The organism is Paenibacillus germinis, assembly GCF_013141785.1.
Classification (GTDB): domain Bacteria; phylum Bacillota; class Bacilli; order Paenibacillales; family NBRC-103111; genus Paenibacillus_E; species Paenibacillus_E phytorum.
Genome location: NZ_WHOC01000158.1, coordinates 59,674 through 84,825, shown reverse-complemented (window position 1 = coordinate 84,825; position 25,152 = coordinate 59,674). Strand labels below are relative to the sequence as shown.

Here is a 25,152-nt window from a genome sequence, read left to right as displayed (position 1 = left end):
GAGAAACCGAGAAGCTTACATAGCTGTAATCGGTTGAGGCAGGATGGTGCTGTAACGGAATGAGAATGACGAATATGCTGCATTTCACCGAGAACCACAGGTTTTGTGTGAACCGTGAGTTTTCTTTGAGCAGTCTGGATTATAAAATGTTAGCTATTATGTATCAGCCTATGATCGGCGGATTGGCTATTAGCCTCTATCAAGCACTTTATCTGCAGATGAGTGCAGAAAAAGTCGGATATTCGCCTCTGGAACAACAACGAAAGCTATTTCTTCTGCTCGAGCTTGAGCAGGGGGAGCGAGGACGCAAATATCTAATAGAGCAATCCTCGAAGCTTGAAGCCATAGGGCTCCTGCAGACAACTCGCAAGTTTCTTCCTGGTGAAGAAGACTATGTCTTCGTATACACCTTGTTCCCTCCGCTAGGGCCCAATGAGTTTTTCCGCAATCAGCATTTGACGTTGCTGCTCCGCGATAAGGTCGGTAAGTTCATGCTCCTGTCCCTTCGGGAAGAGCTGCTCTCGCCGGAGCCGGAAGAGTGCCGTGATGCGAGTGAAGAGAACCTGTCTGTTCCGTTCTATGATCTATTCCGCCTCAATACTCAGGTGGTTGATTACGAGCTGGAGCAAGCCCTGTATGAGGCCTCGGCCAGTAAACAGGGAGACGCTCGTATGGACGTGACAACCAAAGGCTTCCAGTATGCGGATATCATTATGAGGTTCCCGCGAGGAGCGAGTAATCGCGTTTTCGTTGAAGCTCTCAAACATAAACCGGATCAGATGGCTGCAATTAATATCGTGGCGAAGAAGTACAACCTATCGCTTCAGGAAACATGCCGTTTGCTGGATGAGGATGGCGCATTCACCGAAGAGGGCGAGCTGCAGATGGATCTTATGCAGTATAATGCGAATCTGTTCTACAGACAGAGCAAGAAGCGGGATGAGGAACGAGAGCGCACGTTGTCCAGGTCAGAAGAGAAGTCGCAAGGCGAATCGAATGAGGATATGCTAGATACGTCTGGAGACAAGTCAGTCGAGATGGCTTATTACCTAGAAGTACCGCAGCAGCTGCGCGGCGAATGTACAGATCATCAATACAATTACATTATGCGAAATGAACCGTATACGGCAGTTCTGAAAATGTTCTTTACTCAGGGCTCCATTCCGGACGGTGTACTTAATATATTTGAGAAGATTGATTTGAATTATAGATTGAAAGAGGAAGTCATTAATGTCTTGATCCACTTCCTACATATCGACCGCCGCTCATGGGCCAAGTCTTCGATTGAGGCGGTCGCATCGGACATGCTGGGCAAGCAAATTGTCACTTACGAACAAGCAGTGGAATATGTGCGTGAGAAAATCAGCTACAAACAGAAGGCTGCTTCCAAGGTTGAGGCCGCTAAAGCAGGCGGTGGCTCTGTAACTAGAGGCCGACAAGGCAAGACGCAGAAGCCTCATATTCCGATCGTTGTGCCGGATGCCGGCACAGCGGCGGCATCGAGGCTGACGGATGAAGAGCTGGAAGCCGCGAGACGGATGGCGCAGAAGCTGGACGAGCGCTTTAATCGGAAGAGCTGACGGTTAGCGCCGAAGGAACAACGTACAAGAGAATTATAAGGAGGTGCAGGAAGCATGGATTCCCTTTCTCACTTACTCAAATCAATGCCGCAATCCGAATGGAGACGGAAGGCAGAAGCGAAAATTAAAGTTGTCATGGATGACGCCTTAGTTCACAAATTTCGCCAAAAGTATCCATTTGTCGATGACTATACCATTAAGATTAATATGAACAAGCTGTATCAATATGTGACAGAGTTCAAAAACTGTTCGAACTGTCCAGGTTTAGAAAACTGTCCGAATGATATGACAGGGCATTATACGATGTTAACCGCCGATTCCGTCAATGAAAAGTCGTTTGTTCATGAGGAAAAGGTAGCTTGTAAGAAGTTCAACGCGAAGCAGCTGCAGGATGCCATAAGCAGCCGAATCCGCACCTTTCACGTGGATCCGCGGATGATTTCGCGCAGTTACTCGTTTGGAGATATCCTTGAAACGGATCTAGATCGAGCGAAAGCCGTTATGCAAATTAACGACTATGTCAGCCTGACCATGGAAGAGGGGCTTCAAACTAGAGGACTCTACTTATCCGGATCATTTGGAACGGGAAAGACGTTCCTTATGGGCTATATGCTGCACCAACTGGCCAAAGTCGGTATGACAGGTGCAATCGTCTATATGCCGGACTTTGCCGAGGACTTGAAGGGTATGTTCCAAGAGCCTTACAAGCTTAAGGAAACGATTGATCTTCTGAAGGATACGGATCTATTAGTTTTCGATGATATTGGCGCGGAGAATTTGAATCCGTGGCTGCGAGATCATGTTATTGGCGCTATCGTGAATCATCGCATGAATCGTAAGCCGACCTTTTTCACATCCAATTACGCACTCTCTGATTTGGAAAAGCATTTCAGCTTCACGAATAAAGATGGTGACGAGGAATACAAGGGACAACGGATTATGGACCGTATTCGACCTTTTGTCGATGTGGTTGTGGTGACAGGTACGAACAAGCGTGGGAAATAGTAAAAAGCTGTACAGATGAGTTTATCTGTACAGCTTTTTTGACCATATAAGAAATTATAAGTTTTTCCTAATAACAAAAGGCTTGAAAAAAAACCGCTTCACACTGAGTGCAAAGCGGTTCTCTTTCAGGCTTGGACATTCTTATTTCATAACTTGAATCACGGTTGCAATGGCTGCAATTAGAAACAATACGCCAAAGAAAGCGCCAAAGCCAATGCCTACATCCATGAAATCATTACGCGGTTCTTCGTACACGTGAAGCTCAGGGTGTTTAGGATCGCTCATGTGGTTACCCCCTACGTCCGACATTCGTATGTTTAAGTTTAGTATACCCAAATTCGTCGAAAGTTGTAAAGCTTATCAAAGTGACAATTGTGCAAACAATAACAGATAGCAGCGGAAAGTATAAAATAAGACTTGACTCTAACATTAGTGTCATGGTTTACAATGAAATCATCCTTACTTGATCAAGGAAAAGGAAAAAGGTGAAGGCCATGCGGATTAGTGAGTTATCCAAACTTACCGGAGCCAGTATTCGTTCATTGCGGTATTATGAGGCGAAAGGGCTAATCGCGACACAGCGTGAAGAAAACGGATATCGGGTGTTCAATCAGATGGCTGTTGAGCGCGTGAAGACCATTCAGTTTTATTTGAGCTTAGGCTTTACGACCGAACAAATTGAAAGCTTTCTGAACTGCGTCATGAAAAATCAGGAGTCGATGTGCGATGATTTGCTGCCACTCTACACAGAGAAGCTCGAAGAAATCGAACAACAGATGAAGATGCTGCAGATGCTGCAAGCTAATTTGAAGGATCGTATTGCTTATATCGAGCAGCAAAGACTTCAGGGGCTGCCTGTAGGTTTACCTGCTAAGTAGATCTAATTTCAACCTTTTTGCTAACTTATGGCTTGGTTGAAATGACCCACTGGTGTGGTATACTTTACATGTTGACGTTCATCGGTAGCTAGGTACTACTTGATGTTATAAATCAAATCCATTCTTAGAAGGAGGAACTATCATGTCAATCGTGAATGTTTCTGATAACAGCTTTAAAGCCGAAGTTGAAGGAGAAGGTACAGTACTTGTAGACTTCTGGGCACCTTGGTGCGGACCTTGTAAAATGATCGCTCCCGTTTTGGAAGAGCTTGATAAAGAAATTGAGTCCTTGAAAATCGCAAAAGTAAACGTGGATGACAATCCAGAGTCGGCTGCTCGCTTTGGTGTTATGAGTATCCCAACTTTGATCGTTTTCAAAGACGGACAGCCAGTTGATAAAGTAGTTGGCTTCCAATCCAAAGAAGCGCTGAAAAATGTTGTTTCTCGTCATCAATAATTTGTTACAAACTAGAAACAATTGTTCGTGAGAAAAAGCTCTTTTTCTGCTATGCTGAAAAAGAGCTTTTTTTTGTTTTCCGATAACAGGGGAGCGTTTATAATTGGTAGCTACTGCGACGATTATGTTGTACGAAATACAACAATTGTTCGAGTAGATGGTCAATTTATGGACGAATGTTGTATTTTGTACAATAAAAATGGCCGCTATTCCTCTGTGAGCGTATTTTCAGGTTAAATTGTTGTATGAACTGCAAGATAAACAGAGGAATGGCTTGCCCTGAGGTGAAAATGTTGTACGCAGTGCAACATGGAACTTAGGAACTTAAGGACTTAAGGACTTAGGAACTTAGGTTTAGGGAACTTAGGAACTCCCGAAATTAACGAGGAAATATGGTGTAAGTTTTTGTGCGAGAGGAGATGGATACATGACCGAGCATGAGCAAGAGGACGCTGGAGTCCGCGAACAGAGTCTGGAAGTAATCAAACACAAGCTGAGCTTATTACCGGATAAACCAGGCTGTTATATCATGAAAAACCGCGAAGGTACCATCATTTATGTGGGAAAAGCGAAAGTTCTGAAGAATCGTGTGCGCTCCTATTTCACGGGGAGCCACAGTGCAAAGACGCAAAAACTAGTCAGCGAAATCCGCGACTTTGAATATATAATTACCTCCTCTAACATGGAGGCTTTGATTCTTGAGTGTAATCTGATTAAGCAGCATCATCCGCGGTACAACGTACTCCTGAAGGATGATAAGACGTTCCCGTACATCAAGATTACACATGAAGAGCAGCCGCGCCTAGAAGTCACGCGGCGGGTGTTTAAAGATAAGGGCAAGTACTTCGGCCCTTATCCGAATGCCTTTGCTGCCCAGCAGACGAAGAAGCTGCTGGACCGGCTTTATCCACTGCGCAAGTGCAAGACGATGCCCGAGAAAGTATGCCTATACTATCATATCGGGCAGTGTCTGGCGCCTTGCGAATTCGACGTAACCGCCGAGACGAACGAGCGGATGGTGCAAGAGATCAGCCGTTTCCTGAACGGGGGACACGACGTTATTAAGGAAGAGCTGACGACCAAAATGCTGGCCGCAGCGGAGGAACTGAACTTCGAGCGCGCCAAGGAACTGCGCGATCATATCATGAACATCGACGCCGTGATGGAGAAACAGAAGATCACGACGGCTGATGCGCTAGACCGAGATGTCTTCGGTTACGCGGTCGACAAGGGCTGGATGGCTGTGCACATCCAATACATGCGTCAGGGCAAGCTCATCGAGCGGCACGTATCGCTATTTCCGTATTATGGTGATGAGTACAACGACTTCATCACCTACGTTACTCAGGTCTACAGCGACAATCCGGCGCTGCCGAAGGAGATCTTCCTGCCGTCGATACCCGTACAAGCGGTTGTTGCTCCCATGACGGGGGCCGAAGGAAATGCCGATAAGCCTACAGCTGTACCTACAGATGTCATTGCCGAAGCTCCCACTGAAGCCACAATTGACACCCCTGCGGAAATCCCTGCGGAAGTTGTTGCTCAGGTAGAGGCTGAAGAGAAGGATGTCCGCGAAGCACTGGAATCCTGGCTCAAGGTCAAGGTGCATATCCCGCAGCGAGGGCTGAAGAAGCAAATGGTCGATATGGCCAAAGACAACGCCCGCAATGCACTGGATGAGAAATTTCGCTTGGTGGAGCGCGATGAACGTCGCACGACCAAAGCGGTCGAGAATCTTGGAGAGTGGCTCGGCACGGGAACGATTCGCCGTATCGAAGCTTTCGATAACTCGAACATACAAGGGACGAACCCGGTTTCTGCGATGGTCGTCTTCGTGGACGGCAGGCCGGATCGTAAGGAGTACCGCAAGTACAAAGTCAAAACGGTCGTTGGCCCGGATGACTACGAAACAATGCGCGAGGTCATACGTCGGAGGTACGAGCGCGTACTTAAGGACAATCTCACGATGCCTGACCTGATTGTCGTGGACGGTGGGAAAGGGCAGATCTCAGCAGCCATAGACGTGCTTGAGAATGAATTAGGCCTATTCATTCCGATCTGTGGACTCGTAAAAGATGCGAAGCACAAAACAGCGCAGCTCATGATCGGAGATCCTGCAGAAGTTGTGCCATTGCCGCGTGACAGCCAAGAGTTTTACCTGCTGCAGCGGATTCAAGACGAGGTTCACCGATTCGCGATTACGTTCCACCGCGAAACTAGGGCGAAGTCGATGGTTGTTTCACAGCTGGACGCGATTCCTGGCATAGGCGAGAAACGTCGGAAGGCATTGCTTAAGCACTTTGGTTCCGTACGCAAAATAAAAGAGGCTGAAGTCCAAGACTTCAAGCCTCTGGGTATAGGTGAGAAATTAGCTAACGAAATTCTCAAAGCGCTTCAAGGCGAGGCGGCGGCTCCCCAGGAATAAGGGGACCCCGCCTTTTTCCATGCAGCCAGGCTAGCAGCAAGCCAATCAAACCAGGCAGAACAATATAGAAAATGCCAGCAAGCACATCGCTTACATGTCCGAGGTAGAAGAGGGACATCCCCATGAGGATGCTGTCCATGCAGGCATGAGCGAATACGGCGGTAATGAAACCGTACTTAAGGAAGACATAACCAAGAATAATGCCTATGATGGTGACCTCGATTAGCCGAGTATAGACTGGATAAATGGGATACTGAGTGTGACTGGCCGCCCAGATCACGCTGGGAATAACAATTGCAATAAAGTTTGAGCGAAACAGCTTCTTGAATAGAATGATGCCGAGCAGTCGGTAGGTCGCCTCTTCAGATATGGCAGCAACCCAAGCCATAAGAGGGAAGAAGCGAGGTTCTACCATATTAAGAACTGAATCGGACGGATCGTTCACAGCCCAAACATCAAAATTTACTTCACCTGTGTAAAAGAGCACCTGCTGAACGCCTAAAATGAAGAGAGCAAGCAAATAGCCGCGCCCCATGCCGTTATAAACCTCAGTCCCAAATGATGATTCTTTCCAAGCAGGCCATTTCCGCGCTCCGATTGAATTCCACAATCCGTTACCTGCTACTAAAGCTAGGTAGAGAGATATGCCGAGCAACACAGTCACTACATTCATGAAAATAATAGCTGCCCATGTTGCGAATTCATCGTTCAGAGCTCCACTCATAGACCTAAAAGCAGGGTACATATTAAAATTGTTGGTGATATAAATGGCTAAGAAAATGGCTGTCAAAAGCAGCCCTCTACTGAATTTCATATGTTTTCTATAGATGATGGCGAATACAATCGCGGCAATGGTCATGATGAGTGTGAAGCCCATGGAAATCCAAGTCATGATAGATGCGGAGCGATCCTGCTGATCGATCCAGATTTGATGCGACGCCGGTAAGCTGAACAGCACGTTATAACCGGTCAGATTTTTATCATCGAAATCAACTCGAACCTGTAACTTTGCTTCACCAAGCGGTTTCGTTTGTTTTTCATAAAATAAGGTTGTTCCATGTGCTCGCTCGTCTTCGGCGGTCCGTTTATCTATGGGTGCGAAGTCATCCGGCTCAAATCCTTGCTTCCGAATTTCCTGCTTGGCCAAAATGTCTGCTTTCTGCTTACTGATGATTGCCTGATCGGAGGGATTTTGCGTTTCACGCCATCCAATAACAGATGCATTCGTGTAATTAATCTCAACTTCAAACTGACGGTTGGTCTTGGGATCTTCTACGCTTACTTGATAGTAATCTATGGGGTAACGTTCCCCATAATCCTTCATATAAGCTTCTAACAAATGCTCCTTTTGCAAATAACCGCTGCGATCCTTCTTGGACTGATAAACAACAAAGGTTTTCGGGTTATGCACATCGTAACGCTCACTTACAAATTGAGCTGCGCGATCCGCAGCCTGCTGCTTCGTAATTGTTGGATTGTCTGCTGCTGACGGTTCTTCGGCCTGAAGTCCGTACAATGCGGATATTCCCAAGTAAAGGGCAACTCCAATGCATGCAAGGAAGAGGAGAAAACGATTTAATTTTGGCCTGATCATAGTGAGTTCCCTTCTACATTCTCGATTCTGAAATCACATCTTTCACGTTATCATAGTTTAAAAAGAAAGCCAATTTAGTGGTAAAGAATTAAAAACAATTATATAATACCTATCAATTGGGTAACGTTCGGAATTTCTAAATAATAACGGGGGAACCCTACCGTTAACGTATTGGAAATCCTTATGTCTTTTTTGTAAATACAGGAGGCACTATGATTAAAAAAATGAATATTTGGCGATTGACGCCTCCACAAATTCTCGTTCTCGGATTTGCAGCTATTATTTTCTTAGGAGCAGGGCTTTTGACACTTCCCTTTGCTTCGGCAACCGGACATTCTATTGCTTTCATTGATGCGTTGTTTACAGCGACTTCGGCTACGTGTGTGACGGGTTTGGTCGTAGTGGATACAGGGAGCACCTACACGATGTTTGGGCAGATCGTCATAGTGAGCTTGATTCAAATTGGCGGCTTGGGTTTCATGACGATGTCGACTTTAATCGCTTTTGCCTTCCGTAAAAAAATCACGTTAAAAGAACGGCTAGTTCTTCAAGAGGCTTTTAACCAAGGCAGTATGGAAGGTATCGTACGACTTATTCGTAAAGTTATTATTTATTCATTATCAATTGAAGCCATTGCAGCCGTGATTTTAACGATTCGTTGGACGTTTGATTTGGGTTTTCCGAAAGCCCTTTACTTCGGGATTTGGCATGCCATATCGATGTTTAATAACGCTGGTTTCGATTTGTTTGGAACTGTCGATGCACCATTTGTTTCCTTTACAGCCTATGCCGATGATTTCGTGGTGAACTTCGTTGTAATGGCGCTTATTGTGCTCGGGGGTATCGGATTCATTGTTATGTCCGATTTGATGGACTATAAGACTAAGAAGAAGCTTTCCCTGCATTCCAAAGTTGTGCTTAGCATGACGGGTTTTCTTATTGTGTTTGGAGCCCTTGTCATCTTTATATTCGAATTTACAAATAACAGAACCATGGGTTCACTTGATATGGGAGGCAAAGTATTAGCTTCTTTCTTTCAATCCGTTGCCCCGCGTACAGCCGGTCCGAATACGGTAGATATTGGAGCTCTTCGTCAAGCTTCTCAATTTTTCATTGTTATTCTTATGTTTATCGGTGCTTCACCCGGCTCTACAGGCGGAGGTATTAAAACAACTACATTTATGATTCTAATTAGTGCTATAGTGACGATGATCCGTGGGAAAGAGGATATTGTCATTTTCCGTTATCGTTTGGCTAAGGATCGTATTCTCAAGGCTATTACCTTAACCATGATGGCTCTGTTTTTAGTTATTATTGTCACTATGCTGTTATCGACGACGGAGGATTCACAGTTTTTGAAAATTTTGTTTGAAGTGACATCCGCCTTCGGTACTGTAGGTTTGACTATGGGTTTGACTCCTGAATTAACAACATTTGGGAAAATTCTCATAAGTTTGACGATGTTTGCTGGGCGTCTTGGGCCTATCACATTAGCCTATGCTCTGCAGCCGAAGCAAGAGAAAGAATTATATAGATACCCAGAGGGTAAAATCACGATTGGATAGGGGAAGTAGAAATATGAAAAAAAATCAATATGTCGTAATCGGGCTGGGTCGTTTTGGGGCCAGTATTTCCAAAGAACTCATAAAGCTTGGTTATGAAGTGTTGGGTATTGATAAAGATGAAGAAGTCGTTGATGAGCTGAGTTCTGTGCTTACCCATACGGTAGTTGCGGATGCGACGGATGAAGAGGTATTGAAGTCATTAGGCGTACGAAATTTCGACTGCGCTGTTGTAGCCATTGGGGATGATATTCAATCGAGTATCCTAGCGGCCATTGTTCTTAAAGATTTGGGGATCAAAAAGGTTGTCGCTAAGGCATTGTCCGAATTGCATGGCAAAGTACTGAATAAGCTAGGTGTTGACCGTGTGATTTATCCGGAGAGAGATATGGGAATTCGTGTTGCACATCAACTGGTATCACCTAACCTTCTGGACTATATTGAGATTTCCAAAGAGTACACGATCGTGGAATTATCTGTCCCTAAGAATCTATGTGGCTTTGCTCTCAGAGAGCTGGACCCTCGTGCTAAGTATGGCTGCAGCATTGTGGCTATCAATAAACAAAATGGGATTATCATTGCACCAACGGCGGGCGATGTCGTGAATGAGAATGATGTGATGGTCATCATCGGAACCAACAATCAAATTGATAAATTTGAAAGTGAAGTCATCGGGTAATGGAAAATACAACCTCGATCCTAATTGATCATGTTATCATTTTACTTGTGCTTATTTTTGGATTGGGCATGATATCTGGGAAAGCAGCGCAATGGTTGAAGCTTCCTGACGTTGCTCTATTTCTCATTGCGGGTATGCTGGTGGGACAAGCCTTTCATTGGATTACCGAGTCCAGCACATCTTTTACGAATCAATTCATCCTTGTCATTGGCTCTACCTTAATCCTCTTCGATGGAGGACGCAATATCAGACTCTCTGGTCTTCGCAAGGTATGGCTTACTGTAAGTTTACTCAGCGTTCCTGGCGTTCTTATCACATGCGGTGCAGTGGCAGTAGTCGCTCATTTGCTGCTGGATTTGCCTTGGCTTTATGCGCTATTGCTGGGAGCGATTATTGCTTCAACAGATCCTGCAACCCTGATCCCAGTGTTTAAACAAGTGAAGATCCGCCCGAAAGTGCGTGAAACGGTTGAAAGTGAATCTGCTTTTAATGACGCGACGGCTTCGATACTAACTTTTTCTTTATTAGCGATTATACTTGGCACACAAGAGGTTTCTGTTGCTTCGGGTGTCATTGATTTTGTGAAGACAGCACTGGGTGGGCTTCTAGTTGGTGCGATAATTGGTTATGTGATGACGTTCCTGACGGCTCATTTGAAGCTGGGTCATCTAAGAGACTACGCTACGATAGCGATGGTTGTGACTTCACTTGGTGCTTATATCGCGGGAGAAGCATTAGGTGTAAGTGGTTTTATGGCGACCTTTACAGCAGGATTGATCTGGGGGAATGCGGGTACTTTTAAGCTGGAAATGAATGATAAACAGCTTGAAATGGAGCATTTTTCAGAAAATATTACCGTCATCATGCGCATGCTCATTTTCATCTTACTAGGCAGTCAAGTGAACTTCCCATTAATCCTTGAGCATTTCTGGACAAGCTTAGGTGTTATCTTTGTATTTATGTTTATCGCGCGCCCGCTTACGGTTCTGATCTGTACTTGGCCGGATCGTAAAGCGAAGTGGAAACGAAATGAAATTCTGTTCATGTTCTGGGTTCGAGAGACAGGTGTTATACCCGCGGCGTTATCCGGAATGGTAGCTGGAATGGGCGTTAAGCATAGTGAGCTTATTGCCAGCGTTACGTTTATGGCCGTGCTTATAACCATTTTGTTTCAAGCAAGTACAACTGCTTATGTGGCGCGTAAACTGGGTCTTGAAATAAAGCCCGACGATCCCGACAACCATGATTAAAATAAATTTCTTTGATCACCATTCGACTATTCAATTAATAAATTTGCGAGTACATATACAACAAGAGAATTTCTAACTGAAGGTGGACTCCCCATGTATAAGGTATTAATAATTGAAGACGATGCCATGGTCGGCGATATGGTCACTATGTATTTAAGTGAAGAAGGATTTCATGTCATAAGAAAGCCGAATGGGGCAGAAGGCATTGCAGCTGTCTCCCAGTTTGATCCAGATGTCATTTTGCTTGATCTGATGCTGCCTGATATGGACGGTCTTGCATTATGCAGACAAGTTCGGGAAACCTCAAAAATACCTATTATGATCGTCTCGATGAAAAGTAAAGTTGTTGAACGAGTTAACGCGCTCGGGGCAGGTGCGGATGACTATATGTGTAAACCGTTCAGTATGCACGAGATGAGTGCGAGAGTTCACGCTCTCATTCGGCGCTCCAACTTGTATTTGAAATCGAGTGTGAATACTCGTCAAGTAATGGAAGCAGTTGGAGGATCAACAACTGCGGTATTAGAGGCAGTTTTGGATATCGATAAGAAGATTACGCTCAATCCGAATACGCGCTCTATGCGTGTTCATGGTGTTTTGGTAGAGACGACTTATTCGGAATTCGAAATTATGAAATGCTTCGTGAAGCATCCAGGCCGCGTATATAGCCGAGAAGATTTACTGCAAACGGTTCGCGGATTTGACTGTTTAGTTACGGATCGGGCCATTGATGTACATATTGCTAACCTTCGTAAAAAGATCGAGGACAATCCCAAAGAACCTAAGTGGATTCGGACGGTTTGGGGTGTAGGCTACAAATTTGTTTATTAGAAAAGAACCTCTTGCCTCAGCACCTTCTAGGATGTGTGGCATAGAGGTTTTATTTTTGCTTAGCGAAGTAATTGATCGCTTGAGTTATAAACTTCATAGACGCCATATTATCCGCTGTATGGTCGGAGTAAATGAGGGAAGTCGTTCGTTTCGTCTGTTCTAACTCGACCAGATTGCGCAAAATCAATTCATTATTACGAATCAAATCTTCACGTAAATAGGATCTTGGAAGCAAGGTTGCCGTTTTGCAGGTTGAAACGAGTCGGATGATGGCTTCGAAGGAGTCGATCTCCATTTGTACATTGGGTAATATGGTATAACGGTTGAACAGCTCATCCATCAAAATGCGATACCAAGTACCTTTGGAGAAGAGGATCATCGGCAAATCATTTAAATCGTTCATTGTGATGGTAGTGTGATCGATAAGAGCATGTCCTAGAGGAAGCACCAGACATAAGTGATCATCGAATAAAGGCTCACAATGAAGGCTGGAAGCATTAATCTGGGAAGCAACGATGCCGATATCCACTTTGTTTTCTTTCGCCATCGTAACGATCTCGTGCGTCTTCCCCGTAAGCAGCTTAATTTCTGTCAGCGGGTAATCCTGCAAGTAGTCTGTGATGAGATCAGGGAGCGTTGTTTGCAGCGTTGTCAGGCTTGCTCCTATGGTAATCGAAGTGTGGCTGCCCGCTGCTTTGTAGGTTTGGATCGCTTGCTTGAACTTGCGCTCTAGATGGCGCAGTTCTAAGGCATGGTCATAGCAAATTTGACCGACTTTGGTCAGCTCCAGCCTTTTCCCTTTGCGGATAAAGAGTTCAACGCCCAGCTCTTCCTCGAGTTTCATTATTTTGCGAGAGAGAGCCGGTTGAGAGATGTTAAGTAGCTGAGATGCTTTATTGAGGCTTACTTGTTCGACAACAACAGCGAAAACATCCAAAAGTTCCATGCTTCTATCGACTCCTTTTGCGCTTAGTATATGTGTTTAAGTTATAAGTGTATATAAAAAAACGGCACTTCCATTATAAGTGTGAAAGAGGTACGATGTACATGTCACTTTTTATTCACATTTCTTGGACGAAGGTGTATAATCATTCACTGATTTGGCAAAATAGGCTTGGATGATTATGGGTTGACGCTCGTTTGCGGCGAGAGTACAATGGTATGTGGCTTGTCTTGTCTGATAATGTCGGATAAATGATGAATGAATTTTTATGAGGGGGGAATTGGTTCAATTATGGGTAATTCGTATTACTTTCGAAAGATCCACTCTTTGCTTGGCGTAATTCCTGTGGGCTTCTTTCTTATTGAGCATTTGCTCACGAACTATGAAGCAACAAAGGGACCAGGCGCGTTCGTGGATCAAATTAACTGGTTAAATGGCTTGCCATTGGTGCTGTTTCTAGAAATCTTCGGAATCTGGATACCGCTTCTTTATCATGCGGTCTATGGTCTGTACGTAGCGTATCAAGCACGTAACAACGTGTCGCAGTATGGTTACTTCCGTAATCAAATGTTCATGCTTCAACGTGTTACTGGTGTGATTACATTCTTGTTCGTTGCTTGGCATTTCTTCGAGACCCGCTTGCAGGTTGCATTCGGTAACGTAGCGCATGAAGAGCTTGGCCGGACGATGCATGATATCGCGACGAACCCGGTTATGTTTACAATCTATGTCATCGGTACACTTTCCGCAGCATTCCATTTCTGTAACGGCATGTGGTCGTTCTTGGTTAGCTGGGGAATTACAATTGGACCGCGCGCGCAGCGTTTTTCATCCATCATCTGGATGGCTTTGTTCGTTGTCATGGCCGTGATGTTTATTATGTCTTTGACTGCATTTACAGATACGCAATTTCAGCTTCCGGTAGAAGCGCATACGGGGAAATAAGGGAGGGTGAACAGAAGTGGCTAATTCAAAAGTTATCGTCGTCGGTGGAGGCCTTGCGGGACTCATGGCGACAATTAAAGCAGCAGAGGCCGGAGTTCACGTGCAATTGTTCTCTTTGGTCCCTGTTAAACGTTCCCATTCCGTATGTGCGCAAGGCGGCATTAACGGAGCGGTGAATACGAAGGGTGAAGGTGACTCCACGTGGGAGCACTTTGATGATACAGTTTACGGTGGAGATTTCTTAGCGAATCAACCACCTGTTAAAGCTTTGTGCGATGCGGCTCCAGGCATTATTCACTTAATGGACCGCATGGGTGTTATGTTCAACCGTACACCAGAAGGTCTTCTCGACTTCCGTCGTTTCGGCGGTACCAAATATCATCGTACGGCATTCGCAGGCGCTACTACAGGGCAGCAGCTTTTGTATGCACTTGATGAGCAAGTACGCCGCTGGGAAACAGCTGGTCTTGTAACGAAATTCGAGCATTGGGAGTTCCTAGGTTCCGTTCTCGATGATGATGGCGTATGCCGTGGTATTGCCGCTCAGGATTTGCGTAGTATGGAAATTCAAACATTCCCATCCGATGCGGTCATCTTGGCTACAGGCGGTCCTGGTATTATTTTCGGCAAAACAACGAACTCGGTTATTAATACAGGTACGGCAGCAAGTGCTGTTTACCAACAAGGCGTTAAATATGCGAATGGCGAAATGATTCAAATTCACCCAACGGCGATTCCTGGAGATGACAAGCTTCGCTTGATGTCTGAATCTGCGCGTGGTGAAGGCGGACGTATTTGGACTTACAAAGACGGGAAGCCTTGGTACTTCCTCGAAGAGAAATATCCAGCATACGGTAACTTGGTGCCACGTGATATTGCAACTCGCGAGATCTTCTCGGTGTGCGTAGACCAGAAGCTTGGTATCAATGGCGAGAACATGGTTTACCTCGATCTTTCTCATAAAGATCCGAAGGAGCTTGATATTAAGCTTGGCGGTATTATGGAAATCTACGAGAAATTCATGGGCGACGATCCGCGTAAAATTCCGATGAAGATTTTCCCTGCGGTTCACTATTCCATGGGCGGAATTTGGGTCGATTACAACATGATGACGAATATTCCTGGCTTATTCGCTGCTGGTGAGTGTGAGTACCAACATCACGGTGCGAACCGTCTCGGAGCGAACTCACTCGTTTCGGCCATCTATGATGGAATGGTTTCCGGTCCTAAAGCGGTTGAGTATATCCGCGGCTTAGAGAAGCACGCTGATGATACTTCCTCGATCGTATACGATCGCGAGAAGAAACGTCATACAGATCGTTATGAGAACTTGCTCAAAATGAACAACGGTACGGAGAATGCTTACGTTCTGCATAAAGAGCTTGGCGACATGATGAATGCCAACATGACGGTTGTTCGTTACAATGATCGTCTCGAAGATACAATTGGTAAGATCAAGGATTTGAAAGAAAGATACAACAACATCAACATCACAGATACAGCTCGTTGGAACAATCAAGGGGTGGCGTTCACGCGTCAGCTTTGGAACATGTTCGAATTGGCTGAAGCGATGACACTTGGCGCTTTGCTGCGTAACGAGAGCCGCGGTGCGCATTACAAGCCAGAATTCACTGAGCGTGATGATGAGAACTTCATGAAAACAACAATTGCCGATTGGACGCCAGATGGTCCGAAAATCAGCTATGAAGAAATCGATGTATCTTTGATTGCACCGCGGAAGCGTGATTACTCCACGGAGAAGAAAAAGGGAGGACATTAATCATGGCTGAGACACTAAGCGCACAAAAGACAGTGAAGTTTATCGTGACTCGTCAAGAGAGTCCAGATTCCAAACCTTATACCGAGGAATTTGAAATTCCTTATCGCTCCAATATGAATGTCATCAGCGGTTTGATGGAAGTACAGCGTAATCCGAAGAATGCCAAAGGTGACAAGACGACACCTGTATGCTGGGAATCCAACTGTCTCGAGGAAGTATGCGGAGCATGTTCCATGGTTATCAACGGAAAGCCGCGTCAAGCTTGTTCGGCTCTTGTTGATAAGCTGGAGCAGCCGATTCGCGTAGCTCCAATGAGCACTTTCCCTGTTATGCGTGACCTTGTTATCGATCGTGGACGCATGTTCACGGCTTTGAAGAAAGTCAAAGCATGGGTTCCGATCGACGGTACGTATGATCTTGGACCAGGACCACGTATGGCGGAGTCGAAGCGTCAATGGGCTTACGAGCTTTCCAAATGTATGACATGCGGCGTTTGTCTTGAGGCTTGTCCGAACGTGAATGACAAGAACTCCTTTATCGGGCCATCAGCACTTTCTCAAGTTCGTCTGTTCAATGCGCATCCAACGGGTGAAATGAACAAAGACGAGCGTCTGGATACGTTGATGACAGATGGCGGTATCGAAGGCTGCGGTAACTCGCAGAACTGCGTACGCTCCTGTCCGAAAGGCATTCCGCTTACGACTTCTATCGCAGCACTGAATGCAGATACAACGAAACATATGTTCAAAAAATGGTTAGGCGTGTAAACTTCGCTTAATAAGGATAAAGCTCGATACCCTGATCTTCAGGGTATCGGGCTTTTTTTAGCGCCAGAAGTATTCATCTAGACCTCCGACACTGCAACCACGGATTTCATTCATTCCATTTTGTTCTACACTGAGGTGTCTTATATCGGAATCCATCGTCATATACGCTCGCTTGAGGTAGCTAGATAAATTCATCCAGACTATCGATGGAAGATGTTGTATAAATTACAACAATTTCTACCTATATCGCGCCTCTCTCCCTACTTTGTTGCATAATGTACAACAATTCATCCATAAACAGGCCGTTTCGCAACAAATGGGGTCAAAATGTTGTACGAACTACAACTTCAACCCGCCAAATGGCCTTTGGGAGCGGGAATTGTTGCAGAAAATACAACACTGCTAACCACGGATGCCCATTTACATGTACTTTGTTTCCGAATGATGACTTCATAACCGAAAGCAGGTGTCCATGGATCCGCATTAGAGAAAGCATATCGACAGTCTCTTTTATTGCAAACAAATTAGCCTTTAAGTCGCCCGATGTGAGGGAGAATTGGGTATATCCGATGGAAACTCAACATACAGAAAAAGACCATCAGGAGGATCGCCCTAATGGTCTTCGTAGGATTGTGAGGCTAGTCAGCGGGCAGGCTATCAGCTTGAGTGGCTGCTTGATTATTTATAGGGGAAATCAGGAGAGGATGCTCGGAAAACGCGTGTCCTTCTTGTTGTTCAGAAACAGAAGGTCCCGTTAATACAACAGGTTTAGGTAGAATAGGTTGATTATCTAACATGGTGATGTGGAAATGAATCGAGTACATCGTATACACCTCCGTTTTGTCGTTCTATGTGTTATATAATATTACACGTATAGCTGTTTTGACAACTCATTATTTATTTATGTTATATATATTGACATATAAGTCAGATGTAAGTATGATTAAGACAAATGTAAGACATCGAAGTACCAAACCTCATAGCAAACTTGTTTTCTAGGGTTCCGCGACAGAATGAAGGCTGTTGGTCAGGTCCAAGAGAAGACACACGGTGAGCTTCATCGTGCACACGGAGGGATAAAAGCCCGGGAGGATATCAGAATATGATATCGTTCCGGGTTTTTCTTTTTACCAGTACAAATGGAGAGGGAGATCGGAATGAGACAAAGAGTGGTATTTCTGATGATGGCGTTGCTATTGATTTTTACAGTAGTTAGCGGATGTACGAGCAAAGGGGCAACTAGCACAACAGGTAAAAGCGGAGAACCAATTAAATTGGCACTCAGTCCATGGCCGGGTTGGTTTGTGTGGTATTTAGTGAAGGAAAAGGGGTTCTTTGAGAAAAATGGGGTTAACGTTGATCTCGTTTGGTTCCCGGTATATAGCGATTCCTTATCGGCATTGGCGTCTGGGAAAGTCGATGCGAACAGCCAGACCTTAAGCGATACGCTTGCTCCAGCAAGTAAAGGGATTAAACTCAAGGCTGTGCTAGTGAATGATAACTCCAATGGCGGAGACGGTGTTGTTGCGAAGCCGAGCATTAATTCATTGAAGGATTTGAAGGGTAAGAAAGTAGCGACTGAGCTGGGAACGGTTGATCACCTTCTGATGTTAACCGCACTTGAAAAGGCGGGGCTTGCGGAGAAAGATGTTGCTTATACGAATATGACGGTTAACGATGCAGGGCCTGCTTTCATTTCAGGTAACCTGGATGCCGCGGTACTATGGGAGCCATTCCTAAGTAAGGCGATTCAAGAGGGCAAAGGCAAGCTATTATTTTCCTCAAAGGATACACCCGGACTTATCCCTGATCTGCTAGTTTTCAAAGAAGAAATAACGAAGAATCGTCCGGAAGATGTGAAAAAAATTATCAACGCTTGGTTCGATGCTTTGGATTACTGGAAAGCCAATCCTGAAGAGTCTTTGAAAATTATGGCCAAAGCGGCGGAGACGCCGGTTGATGAATATAAAGCTGGCGTGGATAGCGTGAAAATTTTCCAACTTGAAGATAATGTGAAAGCTTTCCAAAAGGGTGATAACTTAGAATCTCTACACTTCACTTCGCAAAAGACAGCCGAGTTCTTAAAGGGATTAGATATGCTGACTTCTATTCCGAAAGCGGAAAGTTTTTTAGATGGACACTTTGTAGAAGAAGTGCTGAAGGAACGTAAGAAATAACAACTGGAGAGCGAGGGCTCTAAATGGACACCATGGTGAAAAAAAAGCGCAAATCAACTTTGTTTGCCATACGGGGAGATATTAGCCGTAGAACCTATACATCCGGTGTCGTGCTCATTGTTGTGATAGCTTTGCTCTTCTGGAGTGTGCTCAGCTATGGCGGCTTTGTAAATCGTACGTTCTTACCTACACCGGATCAAGTACTTCGTCAGTTTGCCATTCAACTTCAGAGTTCTGTCTTCTGGAACCATGTTGGTATAAGTATTTTTCGAGTAGGGGCGGGCTTTCTGCTTGCTTGTTTACTGGGTATTCCGCTTGGCATTCTGGCCGGTACGTTTCGTTTCGCTGAAGCGCTGCTTGTTCCTCCGACAGAGTTTATCCGGTATATGCCTGCGACGGCTTTCATCCCACTCATTATGGTTTGGGCAGGGATTGGTGAGTGGGCGAAGGTGATCGTCATCTTCATCGGCTGCTTCTTCCAGCTCATGCTGATGGTTGCCGATAATACACGTTCGGTATCCAATGATTTGCTTCAAACCTCCTATACCCTTGGTGCGAACCGCTGGCAAGTCATCGAGAGGGTGCTTATTCCTGCTCTACTACCGGATTTAATGAATACCATGCGTTTAATCATCGGTTGGGCTTGGACATATCTCGTTGTAGCAGAGCTGGTTGCGGCTAGCAGCGGACTAGGGTTCTCCATTATGAAAGCGCAGCGGTTCCTCAATACGGATTTGATCTTCGTAGGAATTATCGCCATTGGCTTGCTTGGATTGCTAACGGACCGCACATTTGCTTATTGTCACCGCAGATTTTTCCCGTGGTTGGAAGGAGGGCGTTAAAATATGTATGCTTTGAATATGGAGCCCTCAGATGACAGAGCTGTGTCTGTGAGTAAAATTACGGCGACGGATGTAACGAAGGTGTATAGCACGAAGAAATCCCAGTTTGTTGCGTTGGATCGTGTTTCATTCCATGTGGATGCACATGAGTTTGTTAGTTTTGTAGGTCCGTCGGGTTGTGGTAAGTCCTCTTTGCTCAGAATTCTTGCTGGTTTAGAGCCATTGACGACAGGTTCGTTAAGCATTTCCGGTCATGAGATTGATGGTCCTGGAGCTGACCGTGGGATGGTATTTCAGTCATACACGTTATTCCCGTGGCTTTCTGTGAGGGAGAATATTGAGTTCGGACTGACGCTTAAAGGCGTTCCTTTATTCGAAAAGAGGGCCATTTCCGATCACTTTATGGAGCTCGTCGGACTTCAAAAGTTCGCTAGATCGCTGCCGAAGGAGCTTTCGGGCGGTATGAAGCAGCGGGTCGCTATCGCTCGGGCCTTGGCGAACAATCCGGAAGTCCTGCTGATGGATGAGCCATTCGGCGCACTCGATCCGCAGACGAAGAATTCGATGCAGGAGCTGTTATTGCGTATTTGGGAAAAGGAAAAAACCACCGTCGTTTTCATTACTCATGACATCGAGGAAGCTATCTTCTTATCACAACGCGTGTATGTGATGCAGGCGCATCCGGGAAGGATTCGCCAAGAAATCGTGATTCCGCAAGGACTTCGTGAGAATTTGGATTGTAAAGATTCGGAGTCGTTTATTAAGCTGAAGAAGCAAATTATTTCGCTTATCGGGGATCATGAGGAGTAAGGAATTGAAAGAGACTTGGCCTTTAATGGCTGAGTTTTTTTGCGTTTGGGGTGGGGATTGTGGTTTCCCTAGAGGACGGCAAGTGCAGACGGCAGACCCTCGGAGAATTCCCAACCCCAGTCCCGCTACTAGACTTAGATGTAAAAAGATCAGCTAATTGTGAATCCTGGAGCAGCAAGAGCAGACCACAGACTACAGACGGATCTACGTACAAAAAAACAAGCTAGACGCTATAGTTTGACCAGGATAAGACCGGCAAAGAGAAGGAATAGGGCAATGGTTTGCAAGAGGGTAAGACGTTCTTTATAAACCAGAACAGAGCCGACAACGACGACTAGTCCATAGGTAGAGAAAATGGGCGCGACGATGGATCCCGGCCCCATTTGCAGCGCGACGGAGTAAAGCTGAAGGCCACCGTAAGAGAAGCAGCCAGAAAGCAGCCCCCATAGAAGTCCTGTACGACTTGGTAACGCATCATAAGTAGTGATGAGACCTTGTTGGACAGGCTTTTGCTGCTTCTTGGTGTGGCTAACTGCGGCTATGGCGAACCAAAATGCTGATAGCAGATAACTGATGAATAGAATAGGCGTATTTGCTAACTCTAGTTCGGCAGTAACTTTCAAGCCGCCGTTGCGGAAGAAGAACAGAAGTCCGCCGAGCGCAACGAGTGCGAACCATTTCTTCTCTTTGATGGTGAGAGGCTCTTTGAGCTTTATGGATACAAGTACCGCTGAAGCAATGAGCAGGACGATGCCGCTGGCTTCCGTGCTATGTAAGCGTTCACCGTAGATAGTGACGGACATGAGTATGACTAGCAAAATATTTAAGTTCATTAGCGGCGCTGTCAAGCTTGCCGGACCGTTATCGAGCGCCTTCATGAACACGACATTGCCCCAGCCTGACCCCACGCCAATGATGATGCCAGCTAACCAAACACGCCAATCATCTAAGAAGAGGGAGCCTTCCCATAGACTGTTCACTGCGAAGCCAAGTGTTCCTGTGAGATAGAGTCCGAGCAATAGATGCGGTGTAGAGCCTTGGCGCATCTGACTCACTTTCATAAAAAAGCCGGTTAGTCCAAATAGTACGGCACTGCCGACTGCAGCAATAAACCACATGATGTGTGAACTCCTTACGTTTTCTTTTCATAGGGCTGCATGTATCCCCAAGCAATTGATTTTTCGAATACACGAATCTATTCATTATAGCGAATTGCCGTAGGAATGCACAGATTATCGAAATTTGACGAGCGATTTGCTTATCGATAAAATGAGTTATAGCATTTCAAGAATGAGGGATTTCCTATGAAGAGAAGTAAACAGCCCACCATAGTCGATGTTGCTTCCGAAGCAGGCGTTTCCATTGCGACGGTTTCCAATGTTTTGAATCGGAGAAAGGTGCCGATGTCACCTGAGACGATACGTAAAGTGGAGGAGGCCGTTGTACAACTGGGTTATCGCCGCAATGTGATGGCAACGAACCTTAGTCGGCGTCGATCCTATGAGTTAGGCCTTATCATACCGCATTTCGGCGGCTATTATGGCCGATTTGCAGAGAAGCTGGAGCAGAAAGTACATAGTTTCGGCTACCATTTATCTGTATTTTCAGCAGCGGGTATGGATCCAGTGATCGAGAAGCGTCACCTGGAGCACTTGCTGCAGCGAAGAGTAGACGGTTTAGTAAGCCATGGTTTAGCGATGAGTATGCAATCGACCCAGCAGTTAGTCGGTGAGGGCACGCCGCTGGTTATCTTTAATGGCTGGGGCTGGCCTAGCGACATCGTCAAACTGGCGGTTAATTTGGATTTCGCGAAAGCTTCGACGGAAGCTGTCCAGCATTTTCTCGCGGGCGGCTGCCGCTCCATTATTTATGCCGGCAGGCGTAAAGGGATGGGGGCCAATGAGCAGCGTATTCAAGGGTTTATGGCAGGGCTAGGAAATATGGCCAATTTGACGGTTCATGCGCTTCTGGATGCGGGAGAGCTCGGTATCGAGGGTACACTGGAGGAAGCTCTGCGCATAAGCGGCGAGCAGCGGCCTATCGGCATCTACACCTTTAATGATGCGTTGGCGTTGGAACTTCTAGCTGTGTGTCATGAGCGAGGCATTCGCGTGCCAGAGGATGTGCAGTTGATTGGAATGGACAATGAACTGTTTTCTAAGGCCAGCTTTCCCTCTATCACAAGCTTCGACATGCCTGTCGAGCTGCAAACGAGATTAGTTGCCGCTTTTCTGATGAGGCAGATTGGCGAAGACTTGGATGAGGAGAATACACAGCTGCTGGATGAGTTCCTGCCGCATATTCACGGACACGAGCTATTTATTGATTTGGAGATGATTGTCCGGAAGTCTACAACAACATGAAAAGACCGTTATACTCTCGTTAAGATGAGAAGTATAGCGGTCTTTTTGGTATATCGCTTATTAGACTTGAAGCTCATTTCTATTCGTTTGTCTTTGATGCTTCAAGAACTCTTTGCCATAATCCCCGTGTGGATTAATATCTGCGTGTTCAATTTGGATGGTGGAGTGCTCGATGCCATATTTACTTTTCAGAGTTTCATTAATCGCAAGAATAACACAGAAGGGTTGAATGTTAGGATTGATGAACACATGCGCAGTTAAAGAGTAGTGATCGGTCGAAACCGCCCACAGATGCATCTCATGCACATCTTCAACACCTTCAACACGCGCGATCTCACTGCGAATTTCATCTAAGTTGAAGCGTTCAGGCACTGACTCCATTAGAATCAGGTAAGATTCTCGAATAATTTTGCTCCCACCAATGAAAATAATGCCGCCAATGACCATCGAAATCAGCGGATCAAACAAGAGAAGACCTGTGTAATAAATGATAATAGAAGAGATAATGACACCTACCGAGCTGAGTAAATCACCGAAAAAGTGCCACAGCGCGCTTTTCACATTCAGATTGTCCTCCTCTTTCACACTGTTATGGAGAACCAATGTAAGCACAAGATTGACAACGAAACCGATGGAAGCAATTCCAAGCATAAGAGCCAGGCGAATAGGCTGCGGGTCAATGATACGTTGAATCCCCTCGATGAAAATTCCCAAAGCAATGATACAGAGGGCTAATCCATTCAGAAAAGAAGCGATAATCTCAAACCGCAGAAAACCAAAGGTGAACCGCGCATTAGGCTGACGAGTAGCCAGCTTCAGAGCAACCATACTAAGTCCCAAAGCGATGACGTCGGAGATCATATGAGCAGAGTCGGATAGCAAAGCAAGGGAATTCGAGAGCACCCCACCTACGATTTCTACAATAGTGAAAAAGGCGGTCAGTATGAGAGTCACCCATAACGTTTTTCTGGATTTGCTCTGTTCTTTAACATGATGGAGATGGTGATAGTCGTATTCGATACTCATACGTTTCCTCCTTGTTTATAATAATTCTAATTAAGATAATTATATGCTAGAGCTTCGTCAGGTGCAACTGATTTTGTATAAAGAGTATATGAAGAGCGTGAGAGGCAAGTGTTGGGCATAGTAAAAGCCTGATTTCTCAGGCTTATGTTAACTATGTTTCCGGTTGAGATCTGCATGGGAAGTTCTCCTTTATCATCCATGGATTAAGGATTCTGCGCCGTCGATAAAGACGGAAGTTCCGGTAATATGGTCGGATTGATCCGTGGCGAGGAACAGCACCAGATTCGCGACTTGACTAGCGGTTCCGGATTTGTGTCTAAGCGGATGATCTCCTTCGGGAAATTCAATAGGGATTGTGATTTCTTCCAGCTCGGGTTTGCGGTCCGTATTAGTACATCGAGTCGTCCCCATTTGTCGATCACGGATTGAACAGCCTGTTTCGCTTCTTCTTCGACGGCAATATCCGCTTCTAAGGAGACCGCATCTCCTCCGGCAGCTTTCACTTTCGCCACCGCTGCTTCAAGCTCACCGCCTGGACGATTGAGCAGCCCGACTTTGAACCCTTTTTCAGCCAAACGTATAGCAGATGCCAAGCCAATGCCGGACGATGCGCCGGTCACAATGGCGACTTTCTTTGAATTATCGTATGACTCTGGATGGTTTTGTTCTTGTGCGGTCATTGGGGAAAAAACCTCCTAAATGAATGGAATACATGTATAAGAATCAATTACCCCGGCTTTAAGGGATCGAATCTTAGTGGTGTAATAGTCGGAGAAGGTAAGGAAATAAAGCGCTTTCTAATTTGTAACATAATTGAAATGTTCCTGTTATGGTTTCATAATGTTGGCGAGGTATTATAATAACCAAGACCCCCTTTTTAATATAAACTTTTGAACCTGGCCCCGTTGGCTGGGTTCCTTTTTTTTGTGTATGATAAATAACCCTTTTGCATTAAGCGTTTACGGGTCGTTTGGTTGTAGTTTTACATTCCTAAAGGGAGTCTTGGTAGGATTTTGCAAATTCCTTTCAGGGTCAATGATATGCCTCACAGATATAATCCCCCTTTTCAGATCGATATCTGAAAACCTCAACGCATGACTTTCACTCATACGCATACCGCAATGAATTGCTAACACGAATATAATTTCATGTCTGTAACCATCAATAGCTCTAAAGAAAGTTTTAGCCTCTTCTTCCGTCCAAAAAAAAGCAATTCATACATTTAACACTGTGATAAT

24 protein-coding genes and 1 riboswitch are annotated in these 25,152 nt (G+C 45.3%); of the genes, 16 read left to right on the top strand and 8 right to left on the bottom strand.

Translation table 11 applies throughout. From position 1 onward, the window contains the following. The first annotated feature begins 59 nt into the window (after positions 1 to 59). Positions 60 to 1,580 (top strand): replication initiation and membrane attachment family protein, encoded by a 1,521-nt coding sequence (locus tag GC102_RS29915; protein ID WP_171692746.1) that lies wholly within the window; start codon positions 60 to 62, stop codon positions 1,578 to 1,580. A gap of 54 nt (positions 1,581 to 1,634) precedes the next feature. Then, complete coding sequence (gene dnaI / locus GC102_RS29910) at positions 1,635 to 2,585, top strand: primosomal protein DnaI (protein ID WP_171641064.1); 951 nt, start codon at positions 1,635 to 1,637, stop codon at positions 2,583 to 2,585. A 141-nt stretch (positions 2,586 to 2,726) separates the two neighbouring features. Here the strand turns inward: dnaI and GC102_RS29905 are convergent, their stop codons facing one another. After that, complete coding sequence (locus tag GC102_RS29905) at positions 2,727 to 2,870, bottom strand: YqzM family protein (RefSeq protein WP_156410805.1); 144 nt, start codon at positions 2,868 to 2,870, stop codon at positions 2,727 to 2,729. Between the two features lie 209 nt (positions 2,871 to 3,079). On the opposite strand from GC102_RS29905, the gene GC102_RS29900 reads away from it, so the two are divergent. The 3 genes from GC102_RS29900 (at position 3,080) to uvrC (ending at position 6,345) form a co-directional block, all read left to right on the top strand. Beyond that, positions 3,080 to 3,463 (top strand): MerR family transcriptional regulator, encoded by a 384-nt coding sequence (locus GC102_RS29900; protein WP_171692745.1) that lies wholly within the window; start codon positions 3,080 to 3,082, stop codon positions 3,461 to 3,463. Between the two features lie 142 nt (positions 3,464 to 3,605). Further along, positions 3,606 to 3,920 (top strand): thioredoxin, encoded by a 315-nt coding sequence (gene trxA / locus GC102_RS29895; protein ID WP_057307540.1) that lies wholly within the window; start codon positions 3,606 to 3,608, stop codon positions 3,918 to 3,920. 427 nt (positions 3,921 to 4,347) lie between these two features. Continuing rightward, entirely contained in the window at positions 4,348 to 6,345 is a 1,998-nt protein-coding gene (uvrC, locus tag GC102_RS29890; RefSeq protein WP_171692744.1) for an excinuclease ABC subunit UvrC, read from the top strand. Here uvrC and GC102_RS29885 read toward each other — a convergent pair. After that, positions 6,305 to 7,876, bottom strand: a complete 1,572-nt coding sequence (locus tag GC102_RS29885; protein WP_171692743.1) for a CPBP family intramembrane glutamic endopeptidase — start codon at positions 7,874 to 7,876, stop codon at positions 6,305 to 6,307. The genes uvrC and GC102_RS29885 overlap by 41 nt on opposite strands. A 275-nt stretch (positions 7,877 to 8,151) precedes the next feature. Between GC102_RS29885 and GC102_RS29880 the strand changes: the two genes are divergently transcribed. The 4 genes from GC102_RS29880 (at position 8,152) to GC102_RS29865 (ending at position 12,261) form a co-directional block, all read left to right on the top strand. Further along, positions 8,152 to 9,504, top strand: a complete 1,353-nt coding sequence (locus GC102_RS29880) for a TrkH family potassium uptake protein (protein ID WP_171692742.1) — start codon at positions 8,152 to 8,154, stop codon at positions 9,502 to 9,504. A gap of 13 nt (positions 9,505 to 9,517) precedes the next feature. Further along, positions 9,518 to 10,180, top strand: a complete 663-nt coding sequence (locus GC102_RS29875; RefSeq protein WP_060647541.1) for a potassium channel family protein — start codon at positions 9,518 to 9,520, stop codon at positions 10,178 to 10,180. Next, positions 10,180 to 11,430, top strand: coding sequence for a cation:proton antiporter (locus GC102_RS29870; protein ID WP_171692741.1), 1,251 nt, complete (start codon positions 10,180 to 10,182; stop codon positions 11,428 to 11,430). The genes GC102_RS29875 and GC102_RS29870 overlap by 1 nt, the downstream gene beginning before the upstream one ends. Before the next feature lie 93 nt (positions 11,431 to 11,523). Next, a complete protein-coding gene (locus tag GC102_RS29865) occupies positions 11,524 to 12,261 on the top strand; it encodes a response regulator transcription factor (protein ID WP_171692740.1) in 738 nt (245 codons plus the stop codon). 49 nt (positions 12,262 to 12,310) lie between these two features. On the opposite strand, the gene GC102_RS29860 is transcribed toward GC102_RS29865, so the two are convergent. Next, the gene (locus GC102_RS29860; protein ID WP_171692739.1) at positions 12,311 to 13,207 is read right to left on the bottom strand and encodes a LysR family transcriptional regulator; all 897 of its coding nucleotides are present in this window, start codon (positions 13,205 to 13,207) and stop codon (positions 12,311 to 12,313) included. Positions 13,208 to 13,495: 288 nt separating this feature from the next. Between GC102_RS29860 and GC102_RS29855 the strand changes: the two genes are divergently transcribed. From GC102_RS29855 to sdhB, 3 genes are read left to right on the top strand one after another with little or no spacing between them, the layout of a single operon-like run. Next, entirely contained in the window at positions 13,496 to 14,149 is a 654-nt protein-coding gene (locus GC102_RS29855; protein WP_171641077.1) for a succinate dehydrogenase cytochrome b558 subunit, read from the top strand. Between the two features lie 16 nt (positions 14,150 to 14,165). Continuing rightward, a complete protein-coding gene (sdhA, locus tag GC102_RS29850) occupies positions 14,166 to 15,929 on the top strand; it encodes a succinate dehydrogenase flavoprotein subunit (RefSeq protein WP_171641079.1) in 1,764 nt (587 codons plus the stop codon). 2 nt (positions 15,930 to 15,931) lie between these two features. Beyond that, entirely contained in the window at positions 15,932 to 16,696 is a 765-nt protein-coding gene (gene sdhB / locus GC102_RS29845) for a succinate dehydrogenase iron-sulfur subunit (protein ID WP_047680827.1), read from the top strand. Positions 16,697 to 17,334: 638 nt separating this feature from the next. Here the strand turns inward: sdhB and GC102_RS29840 are convergent. Further along, on the bottom strand, positions 17,335 to 17,520 hold the full coding sequence (locus tag GC102_RS29840) for a hypothetical protein (RefSeq protein ID WP_171692738.1): 186 nt from the start codon (positions 17,518 to 17,520) through the stop codon (positions 17,335 to 17,337). Between the two features lie 160 nt (positions 17,521 to 17,680). Beyond that, positions 17,681 to 17,789: riboswitch (guanidine-I (ykkC/yxkD leader) on the top strand. A 64-nt stretch (positions 17,790 to 17,853) separates the two neighbouring features. Between GC102_RS29840 and GC102_RS29835 the strand changes: the two genes are divergently transcribed. From GC102_RS29835 to GC102_RS29825, 3 genes are read left to right on the top strand one after another with little or no spacing between them, the layout of a single operon-like run. After that, complete coding sequence (locus tag GC102_RS29835; RefSeq protein ID WP_171692737.1) at positions 17,854 to 18,873, top strand: ABC transporter substrate-binding protein; 1,020 nt, start codon at positions 17,854 to 17,856, stop codon at positions 18,871 to 18,873. Positions 18,874 to 18,896: 23 nt separating this feature from the next. Next, positions 18,897 to 19,715, top strand: coding sequence for an ABC transporter permease (locus tag GC102_RS29830; RefSeq protein WP_246321191.1), 819 nt, complete (start codon positions 18,897 to 18,899; stop codon positions 19,713 to 19,715). A gap of 3 nt (positions 19,716 to 19,718) precedes the next feature. Further along, positions 19,719 to 20,525, top strand: a complete 807-nt coding sequence (locus tag GC102_RS29825; RefSeq protein ID WP_312883409.1) for an ABC transporter ATP-binding protein — start codon at positions 19,719 to 19,721, stop codon at positions 20,523 to 20,525. 230 nt (positions 20,526 to 20,755) lie between these two features. Here GC102_RS29825 and GC102_RS29820 read toward each other — a convergent pair whose 3' ends face one another. Beyond that, positions 20,756 to 21,643 carry an EamA family transporter gene (locus GC102_RS29820; RefSeq protein WP_171692736.1) on the bottom strand — a complete coding sequence of 296 codons (888 nt, stop codon included), beginning with the start codon at positions 21,641 to 21,643 and terminating at the stop codon, positions 20,756 to 20,758. A 186-nt stretch (positions 21,644 to 21,829) separates the two neighbouring features. Between GC102_RS29820 and GC102_RS29815 the strand changes: the two genes are divergently transcribed. Further along, positions 21,830 to 22,888 carry a LacI family DNA-binding transcriptional regulator gene (locus tag GC102_RS29815; protein ID WP_171692735.1) on the top strand — a complete coding sequence of 353 codons (1,059 nt, stop codon included), beginning with the start codon at positions 21,830 to 21,832 and terminating at the stop codon, positions 22,886 to 22,888. A gap of 60 nt (positions 22,889 to 22,948) precedes the next feature. Here GC102_RS29815 and GC102_RS29810 read toward each other — a convergent pair whose 3' ends face one another. From GC102_RS29810 to GC102_RS40755, 3 genes are all read right to left on the bottom strand, one after another. After that, on the bottom strand, positions 22,949 to 23,914 hold the full coding sequence (locus GC102_RS29810) for a cation diffusion facilitator family transporter (RefSeq protein WP_171692734.1): 966 nt from the start codon (positions 23,912 to 23,914) through the stop codon (positions 22,949 to 22,951). Positions 23,915 to 24,117: 203 nt separating this feature from the next. Further along, entirely contained in the window at positions 24,118 to 24,594 is a 477-nt protein-coding gene (locus GC102_RS29805) for an SDR family NAD(P)-dependent oxidoreductase (protein ID WP_246321190.1), read from the bottom strand. 279 nt (positions 24,595 to 24,873) lie between these two features. Next, positions 24,874 to 25,128, bottom strand: a complete 255-nt coding sequence (locus tag GC102_RS40755) for a tyrosine-type recombinase/integrase (protein ID WP_171692920.1) — start codon at positions 25,126 to 25,128, stop codon at positions 24,874 to 24,876. Positions 25,129 to 25,152 lie beyond the last annotated feature (24 nt).